The following is a 15753-nucleotide window of genomic DNA, read 5'->3' as shown; positions in this document are numbered from 1 at the left end:
GACGAACGCCGTCGGCCGTCGGCCGCCGGTCGGCCTCCCGGTGGCGCGGGCACGACCGGACAGGTACACGCCACCGGGAGGAGCTGTGGGGGGCCGCGGGGCTGCTCAGCCTCGCGGCCGGCGGGACCCGGAGGCCCTACTTCACCTCGCGGCCGGAGAGCCGCTCGACGCCGCGCAGCAGCGCCGAGTGGTCGAGGGAGCCGTCGCCGTTGGCGCGGGCGGAGGCGACCAGCTGGGCGACGACCGCGCCGACCGGCAGCGCCGCACCGACGGCGCGGGCGGCGTCGGTGACGATGCCCATGTCCTTGTGGTGCAGGTCGATCCGGAAGCCGGGGGCGAACTCGCGGTCCAGCATGTTGGCCTTCTTGCGGTTCAGCACCGTCGAGCCGGCCAGGCCGCCGCCGAGCACGTCGAGCGCCGCGGCGAGGTCCACGCCGGCGTTCTCCAGGAAGACCACGGCCTCGGCCAGCACCTGGATGTTGACCGCGACGATCAGCTGGTTGGCGGCCTTGACGGTCTGGCCGGCGCCGGCCGGGCCGACGTGGACCACGGTGGTGCCGAGCGCGGCGAACAGCGGCTCGGCCTCGGCGAAGTCCTCGGCGGCGCCACCGACCATGATCGACAGCACCGCCTCGACCGCACCCGCCTCGCCGCCGGAGACCGGGGCGTCCAGGGCCCGGACGCCCTTCTCCTTCGCGGCGGCCTCGACCTTGATCGAGGTCTGCGGGGTGATGCTCGACATGTCGATGAGGAGGGTGCCCGGACGGGCGTTCTCCAGGACGCCGCCCTCGCCCAGCACGACCTGCTCGACGTGCGGGTCCGCCGGGACCATGGTGATCACGACCTCGGCGTCCTTCACCGCGTCGGCGATGCTGGTGGCGCCGTGGCCGCCGGCCGCGACCAGGGCGTCGATCTGCGGCTGGGTGAGGTTGAAGCCGGTGACGTGGTGGCCGGCCCGGACCAGGTTGGCCGCCATCGGGCTGCCCATGATGCCGAGGCCGATGAAGGCGATCTTGCGGCTCATCGCGTCGTTCCTTCTGTTGCGTGTGCGGGAGTGCGTGCGGGAGGTACGGGGAGACGGGCGGGGGGAGCGGTCAGAGCGCCGCCGCGCGGTGCTCCCGCGCGAGCCACTCGAAGCTGTCGGCGCTGACCCCGGTGGACGGCCGGTACTCCAGGCCGATCCGGCCGGTGTAGCCGGCGGCGGTGAGGCGGGCGAACAGGTCCTCGAAGTCGAGCCCGCCGGTGCCCGGCTCGTTGCGGGCGGGGGTGTCGGCGATCTGCACATGGCCGATCCGGTCGGCGTAGGTGTCGATGACCGCGGCGAGGTCCTCGCCGTTGCGGGCCAGGTGGTAGAGGTCGCAGAGGAACTTCGCGTTGCCCAGGCCGGTGGCGGCGTTGACCTTGTCCACCACCTCGACCGCGGCGGCGGCGGAGACCAGCGGGTAGTCCGGGGACTCCGGCCGGTTCAGCGCCTCGACCAGCAGGACCGCACCGATGCCGTGGGCGGCCCGGGCGGCGAGGACGAGGTTCTCCAGCGCGAGCGCGTCCTGCTCGGCCGGGTCGACGCCCTCGACGCGGTTGCCGTAGAGGGCGTTCAGCGCCGGGGTGCCGAGCGAGGCGGCGAACGCGGCGGCGACCGGCACATTGGCCCGGAAGCGCTCGCGCTCCGAGGGCACCGAGACGGTGCCCCGGGCGCCCCGGGTCAGGTCGTCGAGGAAGTTGAGACCGGTGAGGCGCACCCCGGCGTCGGTGAACGCCTTGCGCAGCGCGTCGAGTTCGGCCTCGGACGGGTCGTGCTCGGCGCCGAACGGCCACCACAGCTCGGCGGCGGTGAAGCCGGCGGCGGCGGCCGCGGCCGGGCGCTCCAGCAGCGGGAGCTCGCCGAACAGGATCGACAGGTTGACCGTGAAGCTGTGCCGGGCGGCGGCGCTCGGTTCGGCGGCCACGTCCATCACCTCGTAATCTCTCTTCCGTCATCCGCAACTTCCACGATCCGGAAGAGGGATTCTGTCTGGTGGAAGCATCTCCGGCCATCGAGCGACTGTCAAGGCATCTGCAACAAATTGTTGAAGCGCTGCGCCGCAGGCCGGCCCCCGGCGGCCGACCCGGCACCACCCACCCGCTCGCTAGAGTGAGCGCGTGCGATTGATGGTGGAGTTCACGACAGAGCCGTTCGAACTGGACACGTTCCCGCCGCACGCCGTGGCGGCCCGCGAGGCGGTCGACGAGGCGGGCCTCGACGTCGCGGTGGGACCGTTCGGCACCGGCGCCGAGGGCGAGGCGGACCAGGTCCTGGCCGCCGTGTCCAAGCTGCTCCGGGAGAGCCTGGACGCCGGCGCGACCCGGATCTCGGTCCAGGTCAGCGTCCTCGCCGAGGCCGAGGCCGAGGCCGGGAGCACGGCCGGGAGCAAGGACGAGGCAGAGACCGGGACCGAGGCCGGGAGCGGGAGTGGGAGCGCAGCCGGGGAGGGCGGTACGCCGTGACCGAGCAGACCGAACACCCGCTCGCCGCGGCGATCAAGCCGCTGCTGGACGCGGTCGGCGCGACGCCCGTCCCGCTGGACGAGGCGAAGGCCGAGGACGTCGTCCTGGAGTGGGAGGGCGAACGGGCGCTGGCCGTCCGGCTGCCGCACCTCAGCAGCGCGCTGGACCGCCTGCTGGCCGAGATGGCCCGCCAGTTCGACGGCCGCCCGCTGGCCGAGCTGGACCGGTGGGAGAAGCAGCGCGTGGTCGCACTGCTGGAGGAGCGCGGCGCCTTCACCGTCCGCCACGGCGTCGAGACGGTCGCCACGGCGCTCGGCGTCAGCCGCTTCACCGTGTACAACTACCTCAACCGCCAGGACGGCGCGAAGCCGAACTGACCCCTCCCGCAGGGGTGCGCCCCGCCGGCCCGGCCAGTCTGACCCGGGCCCCGGCGGGGCGCACTTGTCTCATCACACACGAAACACCCCGCGACCAGGGCCGTCGCGAAACGTAACCACCAACGGTTCAACAAAGTGTTGACGGCCTGATCCCACCGATCTAGCTTGTGCGGGTGGCACCACTCTCCAGGAGGTCCACCCGTGACCAACCACCCCCACGCCCTTGACGCCCTGGCGGCGACCGACACCGCCGAGCTCAGGGAGATCCTGCTGGACGTCTGCACCAGCCCCGGCTGGGCCGACGCCGTCGCGGCGGCCCGTCCGTGGAAGGACCGCCGGGCCCTGCTCGAGGCCAACGCCAAGGCGATGGCCGGCCTCTCCGTCTCCGACCTGCACGACGCGATGGCCGGCCACGCCCGGATCGGCGCACCCAAGCCGGGCGACGCCACCTCCGAGCGCGAGCAGGCCGGCGTCCACGGCGCCGACGAGGCCCTGCTCGACGAACTGCGCCGGGCCAACGCCGCCTACGAGGCCCAGTTCGGCCATGTGTTCCTGATCTGCGCGACCGGCCGCACCGCGGCCACCATGCTCGACGCCCTGCGCGAGCGCCTGCTCAACGACCCCGCCACCGAGGCGGAGGTCGTCCGGGGCGAACTGCGCCGGATCAACGACATCCGTATCAACCGGCTGCTCGACGACAACTGACGGTCGTTCGGGCCTCCCGGACCCCGCCTCAGGTATCACTGACGCAGTACCTCCGCGTCGCCCCGCACCACCGCTGCCATCAGTAAGGTCACCTCACCCATGACTGGCATCTCCACCCACGTGCTCGACACCAGCCTCGGCCGCCCGGCCGAGGGCGTCCCGGTCGAGCTCGCACTGCACACCGAGGGTGGCTGGCAGGTGCTCGGCACCTCCGCCACGGACTCCGACGGCCGGGCCAAGGACCTGCCGGCCGTGGAGGCGGGCTCGGTCGTCCGGCTGCTCTTCGACACCGCCGCGTACTTCGCCCGGAAGTCCGAGGAACCGCCGTTCTTCCCCGAGGTCGCGATCGTCTTCACGGTCGCGCCCGCGCAGCACCACTACCACGTGCCGTTGCTGCTGAACCCGTTCGGATACTCGGTCTACCGCGGAAGCTAGACCGATCGATTGATATGGGAGCCATGTCATGGCCCACGTGCTCGGTCAGAACCAGTACGGCAAGGCGGAGAACCGGATCGTCCGCGTCTACCGCGACTCGACCCGCCACGAGATCAAGGACCTGAACGTCTCGGTCGCCCTCTCCGGCGAGTTCGACGACGTCCACCTCACCGGGTCGAACGCCAACTGCCTGCCCACCGACACCACCAAGAACACCGTCTTCGCCTTCGCCAAGGAGTACGGGATCGACTCGGCCGAGGCCTTCGGCATCCTGCTGGCCCGGCACTTCGTCGACGACACCGAGCGCGGCGTCGTGCACCGGGCCAGGATCCGGATCGAGGAGTACTCCTGGGACCGGATCCGCACCCCCGACAGCAGCGCCCGCTTCATCGGCTCCGAGGAGGTCGGGCACTCCTTCGTCCGCAGCGGCCAGGAGGTCCGCACCAGCGAGATCGTCTACGACGGGGACTCCGTCCAGGTGATCTCCGGCCTGAAGGACCTGGTGGTGCTGAACTCCACCAACTCGGAGTTCTGGGGCTACATCAAGGACGAGTACACCACCCTCCAGGAGGCGTACGACCGGATCCTCGCGACCCAGGTCACCGCCCGCTGGAAGTACGCCTTCACCGGCCGTGACGACGAGGCCCAGCCCAACTGGAACCGCAGCTACACCCACGCCAGGCGGCACCTGCTGGAGGCCTTCGCCGAGACCTACTCCTACTCGCTGCAGCAGACCCTGCACGCGATGGGCACCCGCGTCCTCAACAACCGCGCCGAGGTCGACGAGGTCCGGCTGGAACTCCCCAACAAGCACCACTTCCTGGTCGACCTGGAGCCGTTCGGGCTCAAGAACGAGAACGAGGTCTACTACGCCGCCGACCGGATGTACGGCCTCATCGAGGGCACCGTGCACCGCGAGGGCGTCGTACCGGTGATCCCGGTCGCCTGAAACCGGCCCGCCGCCGGCCTCCCGCCGGTGCCCGGCACCACCCGCAGCACCACCTCCTGCACCACCTTCTGCACCACCTGCCGCACCATCTTCTGCACCACCTGCTTCTCCACCCCCACCCATCGGAGACCGTGCCCACCCTCACGGCGGCCGGCCCGGGGAGCTGGAGAACCCGCCCCGAGGGACTCCTGCACCGCCGTCCCCGCCCTCGGGGGACACCTCCAGCGTCACGGGCGCGCCGAGAGCCGAGGCACAAGAGGGGCTCGACATGGCACCCAGCAGCACCAGCAGCAACGACGGCGGTTCCACCCCTGCGAGAACACCCGGCCCGGACGGCGCACCGGCACGCACCGCCGGCGCGCCGTCCGGACCGGAGGTCCACCCCGTGGACCAGCTCCTGCCCCCGGCGAAGCTCCTCACCAGCGGGCTCCAGCACGTCGCCGCGATGTACGCGGGAGTCGTCGCTCCCCCGCTCATCGTCGGTGCCGGTGTGGGCCTGAGCCCCACCGAACTAGCCCTCCTGATCTCGGCCAGCCTGTTCACCGCCGGACTGGCCACCCTGCTCCAGACCATCGGCATCTGGCGGATCGGCGCCCGGCTGCCGTTCGTCAACGGCGTCTCGTTCGCCGGCGTCGCCCCCATGATCGCCATCGCGAAGGAGCACGGACCGAGGGACGCCCTCCCGGTGATCTTCGGCGCGGTGATCGTCGCGGGGATCCTGTGCCTCCTCGCGGCACCGTACTTCTGCAAGCTGACCAGGTTCTTCCCACCGGTCGTCCAGGGCACCGTGATCACCCTCATCGGGGTGTCCCTGCTCCCGGTGGCCGTCAACTGGGCGCGCGGCGGCTCGCCGGACGCCCCCGGCTACGGCTCCACCAAGGCCATCGGGCTGGCCGCGCTCACCCTCGGCGCGGTGGTCCTCGGCAACCGGCTGCTGCGCGGCTTCTGGCAGCAGCTCTCCCTGCTCGTCGGCCTGGCGGTCGGCACCCTGCTCGCCTTCCCGCTCGGGCTGGCCGACTTCGGCGCCGTCCACGAGGCCCGGGTCTTCGCCCTGCCCTCGCCCTTCCACTTCGGCGCGCCGGTCTTCGACGCCGCCGCGATCGCCTCGCTGTGCATCGTCATGGTGGTCTCCATGACCGAGTCCACCGCCGACATGCTGGCCCTGGGGCGGATCGTCGACCGCGAGGCCGACGAGAAGACCCTCGCCGCCGGACTCCGGGCCGACGGTCTCGCCACCGCCGTCAGCCCGGTCTTCAACGGCTTCGCCGCCAGCGCCTTCGCCCAGAACATCGGGCTGGTGGCGCTGACCGGGATCCGCAGCCGCTTCGTGGTCGCCACCGGCGGCGGTCTGCTCGTCCTGCTCGGGCTCTTCCCGGTGCTCGGAGCGGTCGTCTCGCTCGTCCCGCAGCCCGTCCTGGGCGGCGCCGGGATCGTGCTCTTCGGCACGGTCGCCGCCAGCGGCATCCGCACCCTCGCGGAGGCCGGTCTGGACTCGGGCGCCAACACCGCCCTGGTGTCGGTCTCGCTCGGGGTCGGCATCGTGCCGATCGCCGCGCCGACCTTCTACGACGCCTTCCCGGAGGCCGCCCGCACCCTGCTCCACTCCGGCATCTCGGCCGGCTGCGTCGCGGCCGTCCTGCTCAACCTGCTGTTCCACCACCTCGGCGCCACCCGCCGGACCCCCACCGAGGGATCGTCCGACCCCTCGGTGCCGACGGCGACCCCGTCACCCTCCTGACCCACCGGGCGGGCACGCGCCCCGTGCCCGCCCGGCCCTCCCCCCTGGAGTCACCATGGCAGTCCAGCCCCCGCCCGCCGACCAGCGGATCGTCATCGAGAACGCCGCGATCGCCACCGTCGACGCCCACGACACCGAGTACGCCCGCGGCCACGTGGTCCTCCTCGGCAACCGGATCGAGTCGGTCGGCAACGGCCCCGCCCCGGCCTGGCTGGACAACGTGGTGCGCCGGATCAACGCCGAGGGCTACCTCGTCACCCCCGGCCTGGTCAACACCCACCACCACTTCTACCAGTGGATCACCCGCGGCCTCGCCCAGGACGACATCCTCTTCGACTGGCTGGTCGCCCTCTACCCGACCTGGGCCCGGATCGACGACCGGCTCGTGCACGCCGCCGCCCAGGGCTCCGCCGCCGCGCTCCTCAAGTCCGGCTGCACCACCGCCGCCGACCACCACTACGTGTTCCCCAAGGACGGCGGCGACATCCTCGGCGCCGAGATCGAGGCCGTCCAGGAGCTGGGCCTGCGGTTCACCGCGCTGCGCGGCTCGATGGACCGCAGCAAGAAGGACGGCGGCCTGCCCCCGGACCACGCCGTCGAGGAGCTGGACACGATCCTCGCCGCCTCCGAGGCGGCCGTCGACCGCTACCACGACGCCTCCGCCGACTCGATGCTGCGGATCGCGCTCGCGCCCTGCTCGCCCTTCTCGGTCTCCACCCGGCTGCTGCGCGAGTCCGCCGAACTCGCCCGCCGCAAGGGCGTCCGGCTGCACACCCACGGCTCCGAGACCGCCGAGGAGGAGGCCTTCTGCAAGGAGTTGTTCGGGATGGGCCCGACCGACTACTTCGAGTCGGTCGGCTGGCTCGGCGAGGACGTCTGGATGGCGCACTGCGTCCACATGAACGACTCCGACATCGCCAAGTTCGCCGAGACCGGGACCGGCGTCGCCCACTGCCCCTCCTCCAACGCCCGGCTGGCCGCCGGGATCGCGCGGGTCCCCGACATGCTGGCGGCCGGCGTCCCGGTCGGCCTCGGCGTCGACGGCACCGCCTCCAACGAGTCCGGCGAGCTCGGCACCGAACTGCGCAACGCCCTGCTGATCAACCGGCTGCACGGCACCCCGACCGCGCTCACCGCCCGGCAGGCGCTGCGCCTGGGCACCATGGGCGGCGCCCGGGTGCTCGGCCGGCAGGACGAGATCGGCTCGATCGAGGCCGGCAAGCTCGCCGACCTCGCGCTGTGGAAGGTCGACGGCATCATGCACTCCTCGATCGCCGACCCGGTCGCCGCGCTCGCCCTCGGCGCGCTGCCGCCGCTGGCCGTGCTCTTCGTCAACGGCAACGCCGTCGTCGAGAAGGGGCAGCTCACCACGGTGAACGAGGACCGGATCGCCCGGGCCTGCGCCCGGGCCGCCAAGGAGCTTGCTGCCCGGCCGATCTGACGCAGCGCCATATCGACCGGACTGCTTCGGTCCACTCGAACTCCGGTCCACCCGAACTCCGGGCCGCACCAGGGACGGTGCGTCACCCGGACTCCGCCGGCCGGACGGCCCCGGACCCTCCGGTCCGGCCCGCCCGGCCGGTGGACCGCGGCCCCGGACCCACGGCGAGGGTCCGGGGCCGCGGCGTGCCGCCGCACCGGAACCGGCTCCCACCCCCCGTGGGGCGCCCGCACCGGTTCGCGGCATGCCTGTCCCGCGCACGACAGGCCGGACAGAGCGGCCAGGGCCGGACCGGGCTCAGCCGAGACGGACGGCCGCACCCGGGGCCGCGCCCGGGGCGGCGCCCCGCACGGCCGCCGTCAGCGCCGGTCCGGCGAGCGCGAACACCCCCGCCAGCACCACCCAGCCGACCGCCCCGTGGTCCACCGCCGTCAGCGTGACCACCAGCGGCCCGATCACATGCGCGGCCGCCTGACCGCTCATGAACACCCCCTGGTACTCGCCGTGCGCCCCCGGGTCCGCCAGGTCCAGGCTGAGCGTCCAGCCGCCCGCCGAGGTCAGCAGTTCGCCCAGGGTGTGCACCAGCGCCCCCGCGAGCAGCGCGCCGGCCGCCGCCCACGCCGGGCCGTACTGCGCCGCCGCGTAGACCAGGCACCCGCCCGCCAGCAGCAGCGCCCCGCGCGAGCACGCCCGCGCCGCCGACGCCACATCGGTGACGCCCCGGCTCGCCCGCACCTGGAACACCACCACCAGCAGGCAGTTGACCACGTTGACCGCTGCGAGCACCGCCGCCGGAGCCCCGGTGCCGAGCACGATCCACAGCGGCAACCCCACGGTCAGCACGGCGAGTTGCAGCTCCAGCACCGCGTGCAGCGCCGTGACCAGCAGGTACCGGCGGTCGCGCAGCGCCGTCCGGGGCCCGCGCGAGTCGTCGGCGGCGGTACCCCCGGCGCCCTCAGCACCGGTGGCACCCTTGACACCGGTGGCACGCGCGGCACCCCCGGCACCGGTGGCGCGCGCGCCCGCCGCCGTCACGGCCCCCACCGGCAGGCCCGCCAGCAGCACGGTCACGCCCAGGAAGCTCACCGCGTCCAGCACCAGCATGGTCACGTACCCGGTGTAGCTGTCGGCCTGCAGCGCGAGCGCCGCACCGCCGGAGCCGACCACCAGGCCCGCGTTCATCACCGAGCGCAGCAGTGCCCGCGCCCGCACCTGCCCCTCGGCGGGCAGCGCCCGGGCGATCAGCGCGCTGCGCACCGCCGCCGCCCCGCGCGACAGCGCCGTCGCGGCGCAGGCCAGCACCACGAAGGCGGCGAAGGAGTGCACGAAGGCGTAGCCGAGCACGGCCGCCGCCTCCAGCGGCCCGACCGCCAGCAGCAGCCGCTTGCTCCCGACCCGGTCGGCGAGCCGCCCCATCGGCACCCCGGCCAACACCCCGCACACGCCGGCGACGGTGAGGCCGAGCGCCACCGAAGTGGGCGTCAGACCGATGGAGCGGGTGAAGAACAGCACGTTCACGGTGACGAAGAGCCCGTCCCCGACGGAGTTCACCAGCCCCATGAGGACGAGTCGGCGCAGCAGCGGGTCGGCGGGCAGGAGGCGTCGGCCGGAGGCGCGCGGGCGCGCCCCCGTGCGGGGGGAGGAGGTCATGGGCCAAGCACAGCGGGGTTCCCGGGCGGGCGGAATTCTTTTACCGTTACGGTCAATGTTCGAGTTCCGCCTCGGGGTCGAGGACCTCGCCGCCACCTGGTTCGCCTACTCCCCCCTGCAGGAGGCGGTGCTGGGCCTGCGCGCCCGCCGCTGGGCGTCGTACTACCCGGAGCAGCAGCCGTGGATCGCCGGCTGGCAGGACCGCTGGGAGACGCTGGACACCGCGCTGCTGGACGCGCTGATCACGCCGAACGCCTTCGTGCCGGACTTTCTGACGCCCCGCCCGGCGGTGCCCCGGCCGGACTTCCACGACGAGCTCGCGGAGCTGGCCCGGACGCCGCCGGAGGAGGTCAGGACGGACGTGCTGGCGGCCTACGCCGGCGACGGGAGTCCGCTGCCGCCGGTGCTCGCCGCGCTGGTCGACCGCCCGGCGGAGCTGCGGGACCGGGTGGCGCAGGCGCTGTCGGCGTACTGGACGCGCTGCCTGGCCCCCGCGTGGTGGCCGCGGGCGCGATCGGTCCTGGAGGCGGACCTCGCCCACCGGGGCCGGATGCTCTCGGAGCGCGGTTCGGAGGGGCTGTTCGCGGACCTCGACGGCCGGATCTCCTGGCGGGCCGGGGTGCTGCGGCTGAACGACAGCAATCCGGCGGTCCGGGCGCTGGGCACCTCGGTGGACGTGGCCGGGCGGGGCCTGGTGCTGATGCCGACGCTGGCCGGGATGGGTGCGCAGACCGACATCACCCAGGACGGCCCGCCGCTGATCGTCTACCCGGCGCGCGGCCGGGCGACCATGGCGGAGGGCCTGGCCGGACGGGCCGGGCCGGACGGGGCGCCGGCCGCACTGGTCGGGCTGGTCGGGGCGGCGCGGGCGCGGCTGCTGGTCCTGCTGGCGTCGCCCGCCAGCACCACCGAGCTGGCCCAACGGCTGGGAGTGACGCCCGGCGCGGTCAGCCGCCACCTGGGGGCGCTGGCCTCGGCCGGTCTGCTGGACCGCACCCGGCACGGCCGCCGGGTGCTCTACCGGCGCAGCAGCCTCGGCGACGCGCTGACCTGCCGCGACGGGTGACGGATGACAGGTGTCGGGTAACGGGTAACGGGTGCGGGCCGGACGCTTCACCCCGACGGGCGGTGCGTCCTCGTACGGAACGGCGCACCCGGCGGGCCGAGTGCGCCGCCCTGGCGGGGACGGGCGGCGCGCCCCGGCCGGTAGCGTGGGCCTCAGCCGAGCAGGGGCAGTGCGGGCAGAGTCAGGAAGTCCGCGAACTCCTCGGCCAGTGCGACCTGTTCGAAGAGCTGGGCGGCCTCCCGCCAGCGCCCGGCGGCGTAGACCTGGTCGCCGACTTCGGCCCGCAGCGCGGTCAGTTCCTCGGCGACCAGGCGGCGGACCAGGTCGGCGGTGGCCTTCTCCCCGGTGTCGGCGAGCACGACGTCGTTGTGGATCCACTGCCAGATCTGCGAGCGGGAGATCTCGGCGGTGGCGGCGTCCTCCATCATGTCGAAGATGGCGACCGCGCCGAGGCCGCGCAGCCAGGCCTCGATGTAGCGGATGCCGACCTGGACGGCGTTGTGCAGCCCGTGCCGGGTGCAGCTGCCGCCGGCGCCCGCGATGTCGAGCAGTTGGTCGGCGCCGACCGGCTCGACCGGCCCGGGGTTGTCCTTCTGGTGCGGGCGCCCGCCGAGGACGGCGTCGAAGGAGGCTCGGGCGACCGGGACGAGGTCCGGGTGCGCGACCCAGGAGCCGTCGAAGCCGCTGCCGGCCTCGCGGTCCTTGTCGGCCTTGACCTTCTCCAGCGCGGCGGCGTTGACCTCGGGGTCCTTGCGGCTGGGGATGAACGCGGCCATGCCGCCGATCGCGTGCGCGCCGCGCCGGTGGCAGGTCCGCACCAGCAGCCGGGTGTAGGCGGCCATGAACGGCGAGGCCATGGTGACGGTGTTGCGGTCGGGCAGGACGAAGTGCTCGCCGGCGTCGCGGAAGTTCTTGACGATGGAGAACAGGTAGTCCCAGCGGCCGGCGTTGAGACCGGCGGCGTGCTCCCGCAGCTCGTAGAGGATCTCGTCCATCTCGAAGGCGGCGGTGATGGTCTCGATCAGCACGGTGGCGCGGACGGTGCCGTGCGGGATGCCGAGTTCGGCCTGGGCGTGGGTGAACACGTCGTTCCAGAGCCGGGCTTCCAGGTGGCTCTCGGTCTTCGGCAGGTAGAAGTACGGCCCGGAGTTCGGGTCGTCCGCGCCGCGGGCGAGCAGCCGGGCGGCGTTGTGGAAGAAGTAGAGGCCGAAGTCGAGGAACGCGCCGGCCACCGGCTCGCCGTCGACCAGCAGATGGTTCTCGTCGAGGTGCCAGCCGCGGGGGCGGACCACGACGGTGGCGAGTTCGGCGGCCGGCCGCAGGGTGTAGGCCTTGCCGGCGGCGCTGCTGAAGTCGATCCGGCCCTCGAAGGCGTCGATCAGGTTGATCTGACCGCTCAGCACGTTCTCCCAGGTCGGGGAGGTGGCGTCCTCGAAGTCGGCGAGCCAGACCTTCGCGCCGGAGTTGAGCGCGTTGATCACCATCTTGCGGTCGGTGGGGCCGGTGATCTCGATCCTGCGGTCCTGGAGCGCCTTCGGCGCCTCGGCGACCCGCCAGTCGGCGGCGCGGACCCCGGCCGTGTCGGGCAGGAAGTCCAGGGTGCCGGTGCGGGCGATCCCGGCGCGGCGCTCCCGGCGGCGGGCGAGCAGTTCGCGGCGCCGGCCCTCGAAGGAGCGGTGCAGGCCGACGACGAAGGCGACCGCCTCCGGAGTGAGCACCTCCTCGGCCCGGTGGACGCGGGGACCCGCGACCGTGACGACCGGAGCGGCGGGGGAAGCTCCGGGTCCCTGATCTGCAGCCATGAGCAGGACACTCCTAAGTGGAGGGCTTGATTCTGTAAGGTGGAGACTAGTTTCCGCGATACAGAATTTCAACGGTTTGTTGAGATGATCGCTGGGACTGTACTCCTCCTCCGACCGCGAAGGGAACGCCGGTGGCCCCGACCTCCGAGAGCAGTGAGAGCACCGCGAGCAGCGGCAGCGACGGGAGCGGCTCGAGCAGCGGAAGCAGCGACGGCGGTGCCCCGAAGGCTCCTGCCCCGTCGACGGGGCAGGAGCGCACCAGCGGCGGAGTGCAGTCCGTCGAACGGGCCTTCCAACTGCTGGAGGCACTCGCCGACTCCGGCGGCGTGGCGACGCTCAGCGAGCTCTCCACCTCCTCCGGACTGCCGATGCCGACCATCCATCGCCTGGTTCGTACCCTCGTGCAGCAGGGCTATGTCCGCCAGGACACCGCACGCCGCTACACCCTCGGCCCGCGGCTGATCCGGCTCGGCGAGACCGCCGGGCGACTGCTCGGCAGCTGGGCCCGCCCCTACCTGGCCGAACTCATGGAGGCCACCGGCGAGACCGCCAACCTGGCGGTGCTGGAGGGCGGCGAGGTGGTCTACGTCGGACAGGTGCAGTCGCGGCGCTCGATGCGGATGTTCACCGAGGTCGGCCGCCGGGTGCAGCCGCACTGCACCGGCGTCGGCAAGGCGCTGCTGGCGCAGCTGTCCGACGAGGAGGCGCGCGCCGTCCTCGGCCCCAACCCGCTGCCCGCGCACACCCCGCACACCGTGACCGACCCGCAGGCGCTGATGGCCCAGCTCGCCGAGGCGCGCGAGCGCGGCTATGTGGTCGACGACCAGGAGCAGGAGATCGGGGTGCGGTGCATCGCCCTCGCCGTCCCCGGCGCGCCGACCCCTACGGCGCTCTCCGTCTCCGGCCCGGAGGCCCGGGTCAGGGCGCTGGAGGAGCAGGCCGGCGCGGCGTCGCTGGTGCCGGTGATGCACGGGATCGCGGCCCGGCTGGGCCAGGTCCTGGCACCCTGACGCATGTTCAGCGCGGCGGCGCGCCCGGGTGTTCACCCGTTCGAGCCACCCTTCGAGCCGTCCGAGGGCGGGTTGCCCGGCCCCGGCGGACCGGTCGGCGACGCTGGTGCGGACGCGGCCCGCGACGAGGCGGGTGCGCCGGACACGAAGGGCAGGGTGAGCGGCGATGACCCGCAGCGGTTCCGTTCGAAGGCTTCTCGGCAGGTCGTTGGTGACGGGGTGCACGGTGGCGGTGCTGGCCGCCGGACAGGCCGGGGCGGTCTGTCCGCCGGACGACAAGGCGCCCGCGCCCGGGACGAGCGCCCCGGCCCCGGCGGCCGGTGACCCCGGCGCCGCGGCTCCGGGAACGGCCGCCGACCCGGCCCCGGCGGTCGAGACCTCGGACTCCGACCTCTATGTCGTCCGGCTCGACCCGGACGCGGCGGCGCCCGGCGGCACCACCACCCTGCACGCCTTCATCGGCAACCTCGGACCGGACCGGACCGCCTCGCCGTTCACCGTCGTGGTCACCCTGCCCCAGGGGGTCACGGCCGAGGGGCCGTTCTTCCCGGAGAACTGCTACGAGTTCCAGAACGGCCACCGGGTGCGCTGCACCTTCCCGGCCGGGCTCCCGAAGTACCGCAGCGCGACGGCGCTGATCCCGCTCCGGCTCTCCCCCGACCTCCCCCTCGGCGAGCTGACGGGCGGCTACGTCGCGGTGCGCGGCGACGACGACCGGAACGAGGCGAACAACCGGCAGCCGTTCACTGTCGAGGTCGTCGAGACCACCGGTCCGCGGCCGGCCGTCTGACCGTCGGCCGCGGACCGGTGACCGCTGCTAGCGGTACACCCGGACGTAGTCCGCCGAGAAGGTGATCGGCGTGGTGCCCGAGGGCGCGGGGTGGTAGTTCCCCGCGCTCAGGGACAGGTTGAGGATCGGGTACGCCGACCAGCCGGCGCCGACACCCTTGCCGTCCGAGAAGACCTTGGCGCCGTTGATGTACCAGTCGACCGACGTGGCACCGTAGTGGGTGCCGATGGTGACCCAGCCGTCCTTCGCGATCGCCTTGGCGTCGGTGTAGTAGAGGTGGCCCGGGTTGATGTGGTTGGTCAGCTCCAGCAGGTTCGGGTTGTCGGTGTGGTACTCGAAGGAGTCGATCTCCCCGTGGGTGCCGCTGGTGCTGTTCCAGGTCCAGAGCGCCGGCCAGGCGCCGGTGCCGGCCGGGAGCTTGACCCGGGTCTCGATGTAGTCGCCGGTCTTCACCTTGAAGCCCTCGCTGGAGTACTCGGTGGTGAGCAGCCCGGTGTCCCAGGCCTGCTTGCCGTTCTCCAGCGTGTGCGCGCTCGGCCTGGCCGTGAAGGTGGCGGCGCCGCCGGCGACGGCGACGTTGTTCTTGTTCAGCCAGTCGAGCTTGTTGTCGTTCGGGTTGTGGTCGCCGTAGTGGTAGGAGCTGCTCCGGTCGGCGGTCCAGCGGGAGCCGAGGGCGAGGCTGTTGAAGTCGTCGGACCAGGTCAGCTGCTTGCCGGCGACCGGGGCACCCGTGGTGGGGGTGGTGGGCGTCGGAGTGGGCGTCGGGGTCGGCGTCGGAGTGGGGGTGGGGGTCGCGGTTTCGGCGGAGACCACCAGCTGGCGCGAGGGCAGGTTGTGCCAGCCGCCGCCGCTGTCCTGCCAGAAGCCGAACTGGGTGTAGGTGCCGGCCGCCAGGGTGCGGGAGCCGGTGGTGACCGTCAGGCCGGCGGGGCAGACCTGGACGTTGCTCTTGTTGCCGGGGAAGTCCAGGTTGTGCCCGGCCGCGTCGCGCACGCCGACGCCGACGGTCTTCGCGGTGAAGCAGGACGAGGAGTGCAGCGTGAGCGAGCCGGTCGCAGCCTTGCCCGCGACCATGGCGGCCGGGGCGAGCTTGTCCTGGGTGACGGTCGGCAGGGTGGCGGCCTGGGCTCCGGTCACGGCCGGCAGGCCGAGCAGTCCGGCACCGGTGACGGCGAGCGCCCCGGTGGCGGCGAGGGCGGCGGTGCGGCCCCGGCGGGAGGGACGGGCGTGGCGGGCGGCCGGGCGGCGGGCCGGGAGGCCCGGGTTCCGGGCGGGGCGAGGGGGCTGCGGGGAGGCAGTGGGCATG

General features: G+C 73.2%; 15 protein-coding genes. 10 read left to right on the top strand and 5 right to left on the bottom strand.

The genetic code is table 11. The annotated features are described in order from the left end of the window. Nucleotides 1–136: 136 nt before the first annotated feature. Together SM793_RS06120 and SM793_RS06115 are read right to left on the bottom strand one after the other, a co-directional pair. Entirely contained in the window at nt 137–1024 is an 888-nt protein-coding gene (locus SM793_RS06120; RefSeq protein WP_320436974.1) for a 2-hydroxy-3-oxopropionate reductase, read from the bottom strand. 70 nt (nt 1025–1094) lie between these two features. Continuing rightward, nucleotides 1095–1946: a TIM barrel protein gene (locus SM793_RS06115; RefSeq protein ID WP_320436973.1), complete on the bottom strand. Its 852-nt coding sequence runs from the start codon at nt 1944–1946 to the stop codon at nt 1095–1097. 202 nt (nt 1947–2148) lie between these two features. Here SM793_RS06115 and SM793_RS06110 point away from each other — a divergent pair, with 202 nt between their 5' ends. From SM793_RS06110 to SM793_RS06080, 7 genes are all read left to right on the top strand, one after another. After that, nucleotides 2149–2484, top strand: coding sequence for a thiamine-binding protein (locus SM793_RS06110; RefSeq protein WP_413815884.1), 336 nt, complete (start codon nt 2149–2151; stop codon nt 2482–2484). Continuing rightward, nucleotides 2481–2861: a helix-turn-helix domain-containing protein gene (locus SM793_RS06105; protein WP_320436971.1), complete on the top strand. Its 381-nt coding sequence runs from the start codon at nt 2481–2483 to the stop codon at nt 2859–2861. Before SM793_RS06110 ends, SM793_RS06105 begins: the two co-directional genes overlap by 4 nt. Before the next feature lie 201 nt (nt 2862–3062). After that, nucleotides 3063–3566 carry a 2-oxo-4-hydroxy-4-carboxy-5-ureidoimidazoline decarboxylase gene (uraD, locus tag SM793_RS06100; protein ID WP_320436970.1) on the top strand — a complete coding sequence of 168 codons (504 nt, stop codon included), beginning with the start codon at nt 3063–3065 and terminating at the stop codon, nt 3564–3566. A 99-nt stretch (nt 3567–3665) separates the two neighbouring features. After that, entirely contained in the window at nt 3666–4001 is a 336-nt protein-coding gene (gene uraH, locus SM793_RS06095; RefSeq protein ID WP_320436969.1) for a hydroxyisourate hydrolase, read from the top strand. Between the two features lie 28 nt (nt 4002–4029). Continuing rightward, complete coding sequence (gene pucL / locus SM793_RS06090; RefSeq protein ID WP_320436968.1) at nt 4030–4950, top strand: factor-independent urate hydroxylase; 921 nt, start codon at nt 4030–4032, stop codon at nt 4948–4950. A gap of 268 nt (nt 4951–5218) precedes the next feature. Further along, nucleotides 5219–6688 (top strand): nucleobase:cation symporter-2 family protein, encoded by a 1470-nt coding sequence (locus SM793_RS06085; RefSeq protein ID WP_320436967.1) that lies wholly within the window; start codon nt 5219–5221, stop codon nt 6686–6688. Between the two features lie 55 nt (nt 6689–6743). Beyond that, on the top strand, nt 6744–8129 hold the full coding sequence (locus tag SM793_RS06080) for an 8-oxoguanine deaminase (RefSeq protein ID WP_320436966.1): 1386 nt from the start codon (nt 6744–6746) through the stop codon (nt 8127–8129). 297 nt (nt 8130–8426) lie between these two features. On the opposite strand, the gene SM793_RS06075 is transcribed toward SM793_RS06080, so the two are convergent. Then, nucleotides 8427–9779 carry an MFS transporter gene (locus tag SM793_RS06075; RefSeq protein ID WP_320436965.1) on the bottom strand — a complete coding sequence of 451 codons (1353 nt, stop codon included), beginning with the start codon at nt 9777–9779 and terminating at the stop codon, nt 8427–8429. A 55-nt stretch (nt 9780–9834) separates the two neighbouring features. Here SM793_RS06075 and SM793_RS06070 point away from each other — a divergent pair, with 55 nt between their 5' ends. Next, nucleotides 9835–10845 carry a winged helix-turn-helix domain-containing protein gene (locus SM793_RS06070; RefSeq protein WP_320436964.1) on the top strand — a complete coding sequence of 337 codons (1011 nt, stop codon included), beginning with the start codon at nt 9835–9837 and terminating at the stop codon, nt 10843–10845. A gap of 152 nt (nt 10846–10997) precedes the next feature. Here the strand turns inward: SM793_RS06070 and aceB are convergent, their stop codons facing one another. After that, nucleotides 10998–12647 carry a malate synthase A gene (gene aceB / locus SM793_RS06065; protein ID WP_320436963.1) on the bottom strand — a complete coding sequence of 550 codons (1650 nt, stop codon included), beginning with the start codon at nt 12645–12647 and terminating at the stop codon, nt 10998–11000. Between the two features lie 269 nt (nt 12648–12916). On the opposite strand from aceB, the gene SM793_RS06060 reads away from it, so the two are divergent. Then, complete coding sequence (locus SM793_RS06060; RefSeq protein WP_320436987.1) at nt 12917–13657, top strand: IclR family transcriptional regulator; 741 nt, start codon at nt 12917–12919, stop codon at nt 13655–13657. 166 nt (nt 13658–13823) lie between these two features. Next, the gene (locus SM793_RS06055; RefSeq protein ID WP_320436962.1) at nt 13824–14447 is read left to right on the top strand and encodes a hypothetical protein; all 624 of its coding nucleotides are present in this window, start codon (nt 13824–13826) and stop codon (nt 14445–14447) included. A 27-nt stretch (nt 14448–14474) separates the two neighbouring features. Here SM793_RS06055 and SM793_RS06050 read toward each other — a convergent pair whose 3' ends face one another. Continuing rightward, the gene (locus tag SM793_RS06050) at nt 14475–15752 is read right to left on the bottom strand and encodes a glycoside hydrolase family 16 protein (RefSeq protein ID WP_320436961.1); all 1278 of its coding nucleotides are present in this window, start codon (nt 15750–15752) and stop codon (nt 14475–14477) included. Between the last annotated feature and the right edge of the window lies 1 nt (nt 15753).

This window comes from Kitasatospora purpeofusca (assembly GCF_034043715.1).
GTDB lineage: Bacteria > Actinomycetota > Actinomycetes > Streptomycetales > Streptomycetaceae > Kitasatospora > Kitasatospora purpeofusca_A.
The sequence above is the reverse complement of the archived record's forward strand: the minus strand, read 5'-3'. Positions and strand labels throughout refer to the sequence as shown.

Excerpts from the sequence above, each read along its gene's own strand:
- pucL (WP_320436968.1), top strand. The coding sequence starts at position 4,030 with ATGGCCCACGTGCTCGGTCAGAACCAGTACGGCAAGGCGGAGAACCGG.
- SM793_RS06120 (WP_320436974.1), bottom strand. The coding sequence starts at position 1,024 with ATGAGCCGCAAGATCGCCTTCATCGGCCTCGGCATCATGGGCAGCCCG.
- aceB (WP_320436963.1), bottom strand. The coding sequence starts at position 12,647 with ATGGCTGCAGATCAGGGACCCGGAGCTTCCCCCGCCGCTCCGGTCGTC.
- SM793_RS06075 (WP_320436965.1), bottom strand. The coding sequence starts at position 9,779 with ATGACCTCCTCCCCCCGCACGGGGGCGCGCCCGCGCGCCTCCGGCCGA.
- uraH (WP_320436969.1), top strand. The coding sequence starts at position 3,666 with ATGACTGGCATCTCCACCCACGTGCTCGACACCAGCCTCGGCCGCCCG.
- SM793_RS06050 (WP_320436961.1), bottom strand. The coding sequence starts at position 15,752 with ATGCCCACTGCCTCCCCGCAGCCCCCTCGCCCCGCCCGGAACCCGGGC.
- SM793_RS06110 (WP_413815884.1), top strand. The coding sequence starts at position 2,149 with ATGGTGGAGTTCACGACAGAGCCGTTCGAACTGGACACGTTCCCGCCG.
- SM793_RS06055 (WP_320436962.1), top strand. The coding sequence starts at position 13,824 with ATGACCCGCAGCGGTTCCGTTCGAAGGCTTCTCGGCAGGTCGTTGGTG.
- SM793_RS06080 (WP_320436966.1), top strand. The coding sequence starts at position 6,744 with ATGGCAGTCCAGCCCCCGCCCGCCGACCAGCGGATCGTCATCGAGAAC.
- SM793_RS06085 (WP_320436967.1), top strand. The coding sequence starts at position 5,219 with ATGGCACCCAGCAGCACCAGCAGCAACGACGGCGGTTCCACCCCTGCG.
- SM793_RS06070 (WP_320436964.1), top strand. The coding sequence starts at position 9,835 with ATGTTCGAGTTCCGCCTCGGGGTCGAGGACCTCGCCGCCACCTGGTTC.